Origin of the sequence: Kitasatospora sp. NPDC056181 (assembly GCF_042266225.1) — a bacterium.
Lineage (GTDB): Bacteria > Actinomycetota > Actinomycetes > Streptomycetales > Streptomycetaceae > Kitasatospora.
Window position 1 is genome coordinate 23,927 of record NZ_JBHJUK010000098.1, and the last position, 11,518, is coordinate 35,444.

Here is an 11,518-nt window from a genome sequence, read left to right on the forward strand (position 1 = left end):
CCCGGCCGGGCCGTCCCCCACCCACACCGCGGACCGGCCGTCCGCCGCCTCCCGGTACGCTGCCCCCCTGTCCGGGCACTCACCGGTGCCGCACTCGGACGTATCGTGACCATGGGCGACCAGCCCGCCGATCAGACAGAGAACCAGGGTGGAGCCGCAGTGCGCGACCTCAAGCAGCTCGTGAAGGCGTACGACGTACGAGGCGTGGTCCCGGACCAGTGGGACGAGAGCCTCGCGCGCGCCTTCGGCGCCGCGTTCGTGCAGGTCACCGGAGCGTCCGCGATCGTGGTCGGCCACGACATGCGGCCCTCCTCCCCGTCGCTCAGCCGGGCCTTCGCCGAGGGCGCCGCCGCGTACGGCGCCGACGTGGTCGAGATCGGCCTCTGCTCGACCGACCAGCTGTACTACGCCAGCGGCCGGCTCGACCTGCCCGGCGCGATGTTCACCGCCAGCCACAACCCGGCCCAGTACAACGGCATCAAGCTCTGCCGGGCCGGCGCCGCCCCGGTCGGCCAGGACACCGGCCTCGCCGAGATCCGCGAGCTGGTCGAGTCCTGGACCGGCGAGGACGACACCGTCACCGTCCCGGCGCTCGACGTGAAGCCCGGCGGGCTGTCCACCCAGGACACCCTGCGCGGCTACGCCGACCACCTCCTCGGCCTGGTCGACCTCACCGCGATCCGCCCGCTCAAGGTGGCCGTCGACGCCGGCAACGGCATGGGCGGCCACACCGTGCCGACTGTCTTCGACGGCCTGCCGATCGAGCTCGTCCCGATGTACTTCGAGCTGGACGGCACCTTCCCCAACCACGAGGCCAACCCGCTCGACCCCAAGAACCTGGTCGACCTCCAGGCCAAGGTGCGCGAGGTCGGCGCCGACCTCGGCCTGGCGTTCGACGGCGACGCCGACCGCTGCTTCGTCGTCGACGAGCGCGGCGAGCCGGTCTCCCCGTCCGCGATCACCGCCCTGGTCGCCGCGCGCGAGATCGCCCGCGCCCGGGCCGCCGGCGAGGACGAGCCGACCATCATCCACAACCTGATCACCTCCTGGACCGTCCCCGAGGTGGTCCGCGAGCTCGGCGGCAAGCCGGTCCGCACCCGCGTCGGGCACTCCTTCATCAAGCAGGAGATGGCCGAGACCGACGCCGTCTTCGGCGGCGAGCACTCCGCGCACTACTACTTCCGCGACTTCTGGCGCGCCGACACCGGCATGCTCGCCGCGCTGCACGTGCTGGCCGCCCTCGGCGGGCAGCCGGGCACCCTCTCGGCGCTGACCGCCGAGTACGACCGCTACGCCGCCTCCGGCGAGATCAACAGCACCGTCGCCGACCAGGCCGACCGCTCGGCCGCCGTCCGCGCCGCCTACGCCGGCCTGGAAGGCACCACGGTGGACGAGCTGGACGGCCTCACCGTGGCCGGCCCGGACTGGTGGTTCAACCTGCGCGCCTCCAACACCGAGCCGCTGCTGCGCCTCAACGTCGAGGCCAAGGACCCGGCGAGGATGGCCGAGCTGCGCGACGGCGTCCTCGCCATCGTCCGCGCCTGACGGACGCGGCCCGGACGCGCGCGGCCCGGACCCGGTCCGGACGCACGCGTCCCCGCGCACGCGCCTGACGCACGCCCGTGGTGCCCCGGCCGGTAGGGTTTCCTCTCGGCCGGGGCACTGCTGTGCCACCCCTCCGACCCCTGCCATCCTGAGACTGGGAGCCCGAACGCCATGAAGCTCGAATCCTTCCTGCTGGAGATCCTGGTCTGCCCGCAGTGCCGGGCCGCGCTCACCGAGGGCGGCACCGAGGACCACCCCGAGCTGCTCTGCACCGGCGAGAACTGCGGCCTCGCCTACCCCGTCCGCGACGGCATTCCGGTGCTGCTGGTGGACGAGGCCCGCCGCCCGGCCTGATCCTTGGGGCGGACACCCGTACCCCGACCCCGCAGCCCTCAGCGCCCAGCCAGCAGCCGGAGGCCCGCCGCATGCTCGACGACACCCTGCTCGACGACCCGGCCGCCCTCCAGCGCGCCGACCACGACCGAGCCCTGCTCGCCCTGGCCGGTGCCGGCGCCCGGGTGCGGACCGCACTGAGGCTCGCCGACGCGGCCGGCGTCGACCGGCTGCGCCCCGACGGCCGCCCGCGCGCGGTGCTGGTCGCCGGCCACGGCAGCGCCCTGACCGCGGCCGGGATCCTGGCCGCCCTGGCCGGCACCGCCACCCTGGTCACCCCGCTGGAGCCGGCCGACGCCGCGTACGTCCCGCGCACCGACCGGGCCGCCGCCCCGCCCGTCTTCACCGCCGGGCTGGTCTGGCAGCTCCCCGGCTGGGCCGGGCCGCTAGACCTGCTGGTGGTCAGCTCCGCCGCCGGCGGCGAGCAGGGCCTGATCGCCCTCGCCGAGCAGGCCTACGCCCGCGGCTGCGCCATCGTGGTCACCGCCCCGGCCGGCAGCCCGCTCGCCGAGGCCGCCCTCCAGGTGCGCGCGCTGCCGCTGCCGTACGTCCCGCCGAACCTGCCGGACGACGGCGCGCCGTCGTCCGGGGCGGCCGCCGAGCCCGACCTGCCGGCCGAGGACCCGGCCGCGCTCTGGGCCCACCTCACCCCGCTGCTCGCGCTCACCCAGAAGCTCGGCGTCACGCAGCTGCCGTACGACGCGCTCGCCGCCACCGCCGACCTGCTGGACGCGTCCGCCGTCCGCTGCCGGCCGGACGCCGCCGCGTACACCAACCCGGCCAAGGGCCTGGCCGCCCGGCTGGCCGGCACCGTCCCGCTGCTCTGGGCCGAGGGCCCGGTGGCGGGGGCGGCCGTCACCCGGTTCGCCGCGCAGCTGGCCGAGCGGGCCGGCCGTCCGGCGCTGGCCGGGCAGCTCCCGCAGGTGCTCACCGCGCACCGCGGCATGTTCACCGGACAGCTCGGCGCGGGGGCAGACCCCGACGACTTCTTCCGCGACCGGGTCGAGGAGCCGGACCCGTTGCACCTCCAGGTGCTGCTGCTGCGGCACGTCCCGGCCCCCGCCGGTGCGGCCGGCGGCGGTGCCGGGGGAGCGGAGGAGGACGCCGGCCCGGCCGAGGTCCCGGCCGACGACGAGGGCCCGCGCAGCTTCGGTGCCGCCCGCGCGCACCGGCTGGCCGAAGCCCACGACGTCCGGATCACCGAGTACGCCAGTGCCCGGCCCGATCCGCTGCACGCGCTGGCCGACCTGGTCGCGCTGACCGACTTCGCCGCCGTCTACCTGGGGCTCGCAGCCGCACAGTCCTGAACGCGGACGGGCGGCCCGGTACCGTATGCGCTCGACGACGACTGAGCGCGGGCTGTACGGCCCCCGGCGGAGGGACCATCCCGAGCATGAGCACCGAAGGCGGTACCAAGGCCCTGGTCGCGGCCCTGTCCGCGAACCTGGGGATCGCAGTCAGCAAGTTCGTGGCCTTCGCGTTCTCCGGCTCCTCCTCGATGCTGGCCGAGGGCGTCCACTCGCTGGCCGACTCCGGCAACCAGGTGCTGCTGCTGGTCGGCGGCAAGCGCTCGCAGCGCCGGGCCACCCCCGAGCACCCCTTCGGGTACGGGCGCGAGCGGTACATCTACGCCTTCCTGGTCTCGATCGTGCTGTTCAGCGTCGGTGGCATGTTCGCCGTCTACGAGGGCTACGAGAAGATCGCCCACCCGCACGAGCTGGACAACTGGTACTGGCCGGTCGGCGTGCTGGTCCTCGCCATCGCGCTGGAGGCCTGGTCGTTCTTCACGGCGTTCCGCGAGGCGGTCAAGGACAAGGGCACGCACGGCTGGCCCGCCTACATCCGCCGGGCCAAGGCGCCGGAGCTGCCGGTCGTCCTGCTGGAGGACACCGGCGCGCTGATCGGCCTGGTGCTGGCGCTGTTCGGCGTCGGCCTGACCGCGATCACCGGGAACGGCGTCTGGGACGGCATCGGCACCCTGTCGATCGGTCTGCTGCTGATCGCCATCGCGCTCGTGCTGGCGCTGGAGACCAGGTCGCTGCTGATCGGGGAGTCCGCCCACGACGAGGTGGTGGCGCAGATCCGCGACGCCCTGGTGGACCACGACACCGTCACCCGCGTCATCCACATGCGCACCATGCACCTCGGCCCCGAGGAGCTGCTGGTCGCCGCCAAGATCGCGGTCAACGCCGAGGACACCGCGGCGCAGGTGGCCGACGCGATCGACGCCGCCGAGGTGCGCGTCCGCCGGGCCGTCCCGATCGCCCGCGTCATCTACCTGGAGCCGGACATCTACAGCGCCGAGAAGGAGGCCGCGGGCGACGACCCGTACGCCACCCCCGGCGGTCCGGTGCCGGGCGCGCACTGAGCCCGTCCGGACCGGGACCGGCGGCCGAATCCGGTCGTACCGGGCCTGGTCCCGGGGCCGCCGGTGTAGATTCGTCACCAGAGCCAGAACGTCGCTGCTGATGGCGGTCGATCGGCGGCCCGTGCCCCAGGGCGCGCGCCGGTCGAGGGAGAGAGGTCCTCCGACGGAATGTGCTGAGCAGCAGGAGGCCGGTCCCACCGCGGACCGACCCGTCCGGCGTTGCCGTGCACCCGTGCGGCCCGCCGCGCTGTGACGCACCCTGAGGACCTTGGCCGTTCCCCACCCCATCAGCGAGGAGCAGACGCATGTCGACCGACATCACCGGTGACTTCAAGGTCGCCGACCTTTCCCTGGCGCCGTTCGGGCGCAAGGAGATCCAGCTGGCCGAGCACGAGATGCCCGGCCTGATGTCCATCCGTGCGGAGTACGCCGCTTCGCAGCCGCTGGCCGGCGCCCGGATCACCGGCTCGCTGCACATGACCGTGCAGACCGCCGTGCTGATCGAGACCCTCACCGCCCTCGGCGCCGAGGTCCGCTGGTGCTCGTGCAACATCTTCTCCACCCAGGACCACGCGGCCGCCGCGATCGCGGTCGGCCCGGAGGGCACCCCGGAGAACCCGCAGGGCGTGCCGGTCTTCGCCTGGAAGGGCGAGACGCTGGACGAGTACTGGTGGTGCACCGAGCAGGCGCTGACCTGGCCGAACGGCCAGACCCCGAACATGATCCTGGACGACGGCGGCGACGCCACCCTCCTGATCCACAAGGGCGTCGAGTTCGAGAAGGCCGGTGCCGCTCCGGACCCGTCCACCGCGGACAACGACGAGTTCCGGATCATCCTGGAGCTGCTGAACCGCACCCTCAAGGACACCCCGAACAAGTGGACCGAGGTCGCCGCCACCATCAAGGGCGTGACCGAGGAGACCACCACCGGTGTCCACCGCCTGTACGAGATGCACCGTGACGGCCAGCTGCTGTTCCCGGCGATCAACGTCAACGACGCCGTCACCAAGTCGAAGTTCGACAACAAGTACGGATGCCGTCACTCGCTGATCGACGGCATCAACCGTGCCACCGACGTCCTGATCGGCGGCAAGGTCGCCGTCGTCGCCGGCTACGGCGACGTGGGCAAGGGCTGCGCGGAGTCGCTGCGCGGCCAGGGCGCCCGCGTGATCATCACCGAGATCGACCCGATCTGCGCGCTCCAGGCGGCGATGGACGGCTACCAGGTCACCACCCTGGAGGACGTCGTCTCGATCGCGGACATCTTCATCACCACGACGGGCAACAAGGACATCATCCTTGCCTCGCACATGGAGAAGATGAAGCACCAGGCGATCGTGGGCAACATCGGCCACTTCGACAACGAGATCGACATCGCGGGCCTGGCCAAGCTGCCCGGCATCGTGAAGACCGAGGTCAAGCCGCAGGTCCACGAGTGGCGCTTCGCCGACGGCCACACCATCATCATGCTGTCCGAGGGTCGTCTGCTGAACCTGGGCAACGCGACCGGCCACCCGTCGTTCGTGATGTCGAACTCGTTCGCGAACCAGACGATCGCGCAGATCGAGCTGTTCACGAAGACCGAGCAGTACCCGATCGGCGTCTACGTGCTGCCGAAGCACCTCGACGAGAAGGTCGCGCGGCTGCACCTGGACGCCCTGGGCGTGAAGCTGACCACGCTGACCAAGGACCAGGCCGACTACATCGGCGTCCCGGTCGAGGGCCCGTACAAGCCGGAGCAGTACCGCTACTGAGCACCCGTCCGGTGGCCGGCGTCCCCTTCGCGGGGGCGCCGGCCACCGGCGTGTCCGGGGGCGGTCAGCCGAGCACGTCGGTGGTCCAGGCGGCCGGGTCGGTGCCGAGCGAGGTGAAGCGGCCCAGCCAGCCGGCGAAGCCGCCGACCGAGGCGAACGGGGCCTCGCCCCGGAACGAGGTCGCGCACAGCTTGAGACCGGACGCGACGACGCAGGTGGGCTGTTGCTGCCGGGTGGCGCCGGGCAGGGGCGGGTTGTCCCACCCGGCGGCGGGGGGCACGTCGGGCTGGACGGAGACCGCGATCTGGTCGCTTCCCGAGTTGTAGTTGACGGAGGCCGACCAGGGGTAGCCGGAGGACGCCTCGGGACCGTAGGAGAAGGACGCACCGGACGGCGTGAAGCCGGCGGGGACGTCGTGGATCTTGAACGGCAGCGGAACGGCCTGCGGAGCCACGTTGACCCCCTCGGCGACCCGGTGCAGCTTGTTGAGCACGTCGTCGGCGTCGCTCATGTAGGAGCCGTGCAGCTCCGCCCAGCGGCCGTCGGCGGTCTGCCAGCGGAGATCGCGGTCCAGCCCGAGTCCGGCCGGGTTGTCCGGTCCTGTGCCGACCCAGTACGCCGGCTTCCCGTGCACCGGTGCGGCGTCCACCCGGTACAGCTGCTGGCCGGTCGCCGCCTTCCCGACAGTGGGTACCTCACCGGGTGCGAAGAGGGTCAGGAAGATCAGCTGGCGATTGAACGCGAGCGCGTCCGGCCCGGTCTGCTGGGGACCGAAGGCCTTGGCCTGGAACGCGGTCGGCTGCCCGCTGAAGCCGACCGTGTAGGTCGCACCGTCGAAACCCTCGGGCAGCCAGCCGAAGGACGCCCCGACCGGCAGCGGGGAGCGGCCGGTGTCGGGACCGAGCGGGGGGAGGCTGTTGGGGGCCGAGGTCGGGCTCGCAGCGGGTGCCGCCGCTCCCCGGCCCGGGTGCCCGCCGGGCAGCGTCGCGCTCAGCAGGGTGGCGCCGAGCGCGACCGCCGCCACGGCGCCCAGTACCCCGAGCCGCCTGCGCCGCAGCCGGGAGCGGCCCGCGCGCAGTGCCCAGGCGGTGTCCATCCGGGCGGCCGGAGCCGGCGCGTCGGCCAGTGCCGCGAGTTCCGCGGCCAGCCGGGCCTCGGTCGGGTCGGTGAGGCCCGGGTCGGTGTGGTCCGGGGCGGAGTGGTCGTTCACGAGGCGGTCCTTTCCGCCGGCACGGCCGGCCGCAGTTCGAGGAGGCGGCGCAGCGCGGCGAGCCCCCGGGAGGTCTGGCTCTTGACGTTGCCGGTCGAGCAGTCCATGGCCTCCGCCGTCTGCTCGACCGTGAGGTCGCAGTAGTAGCGGAGCACCACAGTGGCCCGTTGCCGGGGCGGAAGTGCGGCGAGGGCCGTCCGGAGGTCGACCGAGGCGTCCAGGTCGTGCGCCGAGACGGCGGCCTCCGGCAGCGCCCCGTCGTCACGGCGGCGGGCGGTCCACCGCCCCCAGGGGGAGCGCTGCTCGGCGAGGAAGGTGTTCACCAGGACGGTCCTGGCGTAGCCGTCCGTGTTCTCCGCCCCGGACACCCGGTTCCAGTGCACGTACAGCTTGGTGACGGTCTCCTGCACCAGGTCGTCGGCGCGGTGCCAGTCGGTGCAGAGCAGGTAGGCCACCTTGCGGAGCCACGCCGCCCTGGAGGCGACGAACTCCGTGAACTCGGCGTCGCGTTGCTGCTTCGCCATCGATGGGCACTCCTTTCCCGCGGCACGTTCGCCGTGCCGCCTGCCTCCCTGATGCGGGCGCCGCCCGCGAGGTTGCATGCGGGTTGGCCGGACGCTGCGGCATAGGCTTCGGGGCATGCCCAACGGCCGGTACTCGCTCCACGACACCCATGACCACGTGCTGCTCGGCGAAGAGCGCTTCAGCTGCGCGCCCGGCCCGGCCGGCTGGCGGTACGTCTCCAAGACGTACGGCCCCGGGGGCCAGGTGCTCGGCACGGTCGACCTGACGCTCGACTCGCGGGCGAGGCCGCTGCGGATGGAGCTGCGCGCGGGCGGCTGGCAGGTCCGCGGCGGGGCCGTCGACGGGGTGGCCTGGGTGCGCACCGACGCGGCCGACCCGGGCGGGGAGCACACGGTCGAGGGACACGACCGGGCCCACGGTTTCGCCGGTCGCTCGCCGGCCTTCCTGGTCGCCACCGCGCGGCTGCTGCGGTTGCGGGAGGGCGCGAGCGCGAAGGTCCGGCTGGTCGCGTTCACCGAGCCGGTGCTGGCACCGCGCACCTTCGACCAGGGCTGGCTGCTGGAGGGCGTGGACACCCACGAGACGGACTCCGGCCCACTGCTGGTCGAGCGGTACCAGGTGGCGGACCTGGAGACGGGCGAGCAGCAGGTGGTGCACCTGGCCGGGGACGTGGTGCTGGCCGCGGCCGGGGTGGAACTGGAGGAGCTGGAGTCGCCGCCGAACGCCTGGCCGGTGGAGTTCGGGGGGTAGCGCGCGGGGGCGTGGCGCCGCGGCGGCGCGGGGCACGCCGGGCGGAGCGGCGTCAGGCGGGCGGGGCGAAGCCGGTGGCGGGGGCCTGCACGGGCTGGGCCGCGGGGGGCTGCACGGCGGGGGCGGCCTGGGCGGCCGGCGGCGCTGCGGCCGGGGCCGGGGTGCCCGGGGCGGGGGTCGCGGCGGTCGGCGGGGTCGGCAGGTGGGGCTGCGGCTGAGGCTGGAGCGGGGCGTGGGGATGGAACTGGGCCTGGGCCTGGGCTTGAGCGTGGGCCTGCGCCTGCTGCTGGAACGCGTAGCCCTGCGCCCTGGTCCACTCGCGCCGCTGGCGCTCGGTCAGAACCGCTCCGAGGTAGGCGGCCGGGTGCAGCCCGTACGGGACCGGGTGGCCGGTGCGGGCCGCGAGGTCGTCGGCCAGACGGGCGGACATCTGGTGCGCCACCGCCGGGTCCAGCTGGCCGACCCGGCCGAGCAGCTGGCGGATGGCCAGCCAGAGTGGCTCCGGCACGGCGGAGAGGTCCAGCGCGACCAGCTCGCCGCCGATCGCCTGCAACAGCTGCGGGGGCACCGGCGGGAGCGGGTTCACCACGGCGCCGCCGCTGCCGCCCGGGACCCGCTCGCGGACCACCAGGGTCCCCGCGAAGACGTCGCCGAGCCGCTTGCCGTCCGCCGAGACCACCGAGCAGATCGTCGCCGGAACGCCGCTCAGCACGATCAGCTCGAAGAAGCCGACCAGCCCGCGCACCAGGGCGTGCCGGAACCGCACCGGACCGCCGTCCGTGCGCACCACCCGCAGACCGAGGGCGGCCTTTCCGAGGGAACGGCCGCGGGTGAAGGTCTCGACCATGACGGGCACGGCCACCAGGAAGAAGACCACGAGCCCGAGCATCAGGGCGGCAAGGGCGGCGGAGTCGAGGTCCACAAGGGCGAAGCTCAGCACCAGGGAGGACACGAGGAGCGCGGCGCCCTGCACGGCCAGGTCCAGCGCGATCGCCAGCGCCCGGCTCGGAAGCTTCGCCGTGCGCAGGCCGAGGACGACCGCCTCACCCGTCACCAGGTCGCTCAAGACACCCGTCCGTTCCCGTCGGTGGTTCATGGTCCGAGATCCGGGGAGGGAGCGTTCGTCGGATCGGCCCCCACGATCCCGTGATCTGCAGTCGTCAACATACGGGGCGGCGCGGCCACTCGGGAAGGGAGGCCCCTGGCCGCCGGAGCGGCGCTCGGACGGGCCCTCGGAGCAGTCCTCGGACATGCCCTCAGGGATGCTGCCGGGAAGGCCGTCGGGAAGGCCGCCGGGAAGTCCACGGGAGAGCCCTCGGCGAAGGGCGGTCCCGGCCGCCCGGCTGCCTCCCCCTCCCTGGCATGCTGGGCGCACCTGTCCGCACCCGCCTGCCCGCGCGCCCCGCGCCGACCATGGAGCTGCCGAATGGACCTGGACGTCTTCGTCGCCACCCACCAGGGGGAGTGGGCACGGCTGGACGCCCTCGCCCGGACCCGCCGGCTCAGTGGTGAGGAGGCGGACGAACTGGTCACCCTCTACCAGCGCGTGACCGGCCACCTGGCCAAGGTCCAGGCCGCCGCGCCCGACCCCACCCTGGAAGGCCGGCTCACCAGCCTGGTCTCCCGCGCGCGGGACGCGGTCACCGGCAGCCGCAGCAGCGGGTGGCGGGACGTCGCGCGCTACTACACCGTGAGCTTCCCGGCCGCGCTCTACCGTTCGCGCCGCTGGTGGCTGCCGATCGCGGTCCTCTCCCTGCTCGGCACCGCTCTCGTCGCCTGGTGGGTGGCGACCCACCCGGAGGTCCGGAACAGCCTGGCCACGCCGGAGACGATCCGCGAGATGACCAGGCCCGGCGGCGAGTACGAGGCGTACTACTCGGACCGCCCCGCCAGCTCGTTCGCGGCCCAGGTCTGGACGAACAACGCCTGGATCGCGGTGCAGTGCCTTCTCTACGGCATCGCCCTGGGCATCCCCGTGCTCTACGTGCTGTGGACCAACGTCCTCAACCTGGGGCTCGGCGTGGGGCTGATGGCCTCCGCGGGCCGGCTGGACATCTTCCTCGGCCTGCTCATCCCGCACGGTCTGCTGGAGCTGACCGCGGTCTTCGTGGCCGGTGGCCTCGGCCTGCGGCTCGGCTGGACGATCATCGACCCCGGGCCGCGCACGCGCGGCACCGCTCTGGCGGAACAGGGCCGCGCCATCATCGGCATGGGGATCGGCCTCGCGACCGTGCTGGCCGTCTCGGGTGTTCTGGAGGCCTTCGTCACCCCGTCCGGCCTGCCCACCTGGGCCCGCATCTCGATCGGCGTGCTGGCCGAGGTGGCGTTCCTGCTCTACGCCCTCGTTCTGGGCCGCAAGGCCGCCGAGGGCGGCGAGACCGGGGACCTGGATGCGGCCGACCGGGCGGACCTTCAGCCGGTCGCGGCCTGAGCCGATGTGATCCACAGGTCTCTGACCTGGTACTCTTCTCGCATCCCAGCAAAACCATTGACGTGGTTGGGGTGGGCTAGTAGATTTGAACGGTTGGGACAGGTTGGACAACGACCTGACTCAGGCGCTAGTGTCTACGACAGCGCCAAATCGAGGCGAGCGTGTTTCACGAATACGCGCCCTCCGACGAGGTAAATCCCGGAACTGAGCACACCGAAGGCTTTGATAAGCTTCGGAGCGAAGTTGCAGGAAATCCCCCCAGCGGGAATTCAGAGAAACAAACGCCGGTAAGAACGGCCGCGAGGATCTGATAAGCTGGGAACACGAAAGAACGAAGCGCCCGGAGGGCCCGCTGGAAGGCGGACCGAAGGAAGTGTCCGTTCCTTGAGAACTCAACAGCGTGCCAAAAGTCAACGCCAGATATGTTGACATCCCCGGCCTCGGACTTGTTCCGGGGTTGGAGATTCCTTTTGAAATAACACAGCGAGGACGCAGTGCGCGGGGCCGCCCTATTCCGGTGGTTGCCGTGCCGCTCAACGCGG

At 72.9% G+C, this 11,518-nt stretch carries 10 protein-coding genes; 7 read left to right on the top strand and 3 right to left on the bottom strand.

The features are described from left to right. Nucleotides 1-111: 111 nt before the first annotated feature. The 5 genes from ACFC1F_RS29780 (at nt 112) to ahcY (ending at nt 6,060) form a co-directional block, all read left to right on the top strand. Complete coding sequence (locus tag ACFC1F_RS29780; protein ID WP_209417312.1) at nt 112-1,545, top strand: phosphomannomutase/phosphoglucomutase; 1,434 nt, start codon at nt 112-114, stop codon at nt 1,543-1,545. Nucleotides 1,546-1,716: 171 nt separating this feature from the next. Beyond that, nucleotides 1,717-1,899: a Trm112 family protein gene (locus tag ACFC1F_RS29785; RefSeq protein WP_148644574.1), complete on the top strand. Its 183-nt coding sequence runs from the start codon at nt 1,717-1,719 to the stop codon at nt 1,897-1,899. Nucleotides 1,900-1,970: 71 nt separating this feature from the next. Further along, nucleotides 1,971-3,245, top strand: a complete 1,275-nt coding sequence (locus ACFC1F_RS29790; protein WP_376162900.1) for an SIS domain-containing protein — start codon at nt 1,971-1,973, stop codon at nt 3,243-3,245. Nucleotides 3,246-3,331: 86 nt separating this feature from the next. Continuing rightward, nucleotides 3,332-4,306: a cation diffusion facilitator family transporter gene (locus ACFC1F_RS29795; RefSeq protein WP_209417314.1), complete on the top strand. Its 975-nt coding sequence runs from the start codon at nt 3,332-3,334 to the stop codon at nt 4,304-4,306. Nucleotides 4,307-4,611: 305 nt separating this feature from the next. After that, nucleotides 4,612-6,060: an adenosylhomocysteinase gene (ahcY, locus tag ACFC1F_RS29800; protein ID WP_148644577.1), complete on the top strand. Its 1,449-nt coding sequence runs from the start codon at nt 4,612-4,614 to the stop codon at nt 6,058-6,060. Nucleotides 6,061-6,124: 64 nt separating this feature from the next. Here the strand turns inward: ahcY and ACFC1F_RS29805 are convergent, their stop codons facing one another. Then, on the bottom strand, nt 6,125-7,270 hold the full coding sequence (locus ACFC1F_RS29805; protein WP_376162903.1) for a hypothetical protein: 1,146 nt from the start codon (nt 7,268-7,270) through the stop codon (nt 6,125-6,127). Then, nucleotides 7,267-7,794: a SigE family RNA polymerase sigma factor gene (locus ACFC1F_RS29810; RefSeq protein WP_376162905.1), complete on the bottom strand. Its 528-nt coding sequence runs from the start codon at nt 7,792-7,794 to the stop codon at nt 7,267-7,269. The genes ACFC1F_RS29805 and ACFC1F_RS29810 overlap by 4 nt, the downstream gene beginning before the upstream one ends. A 115-nt stretch (nt 7,795-7,909) precedes the next feature. Here ACFC1F_RS29810 and ACFC1F_RS29815 point away from each other — a divergent pair, with 115 nt between their 5' ends. Then, on the top strand, nt 7,910-8,545 hold the full coding sequence (locus ACFC1F_RS29815; RefSeq protein ID WP_194235801.1) for a hypothetical protein: 636 nt from the start codon (nt 7,910-7,912) through the stop codon (nt 8,543-8,545). A gap of 52 nt (nt 8,546-8,597) precedes the next feature. Here ACFC1F_RS29815 and ACFC1F_RS29820 read toward each other — a convergent pair whose 3' ends face one another. Further along, complete coding sequence (locus ACFC1F_RS29820) at nt 8,598-9,611, bottom strand: RDD family protein (RefSeq protein ID WP_376162907.1); 1,014 nt, start codon at nt 9,609-9,611, stop codon at nt 8,598-8,600. A gap of 360 nt (nt 9,612-9,971) precedes the next feature. Between ACFC1F_RS29820 and ACFC1F_RS29825 the strand changes: the two genes are divergently transcribed. Then, the gene (locus ACFC1F_RS29825) at nt 9,972-10,976 is read left to right on the top strand and encodes a stage II sporulation protein M (RefSeq protein WP_209417319.1); all 1,005 of its coding nucleotides are present in this window, start codon (nt 9,972-9,974) and stop codon (nt 10,974-10,976) included. Nucleotides 10,977-11,518: the final 542 nt, after the last annotated feature.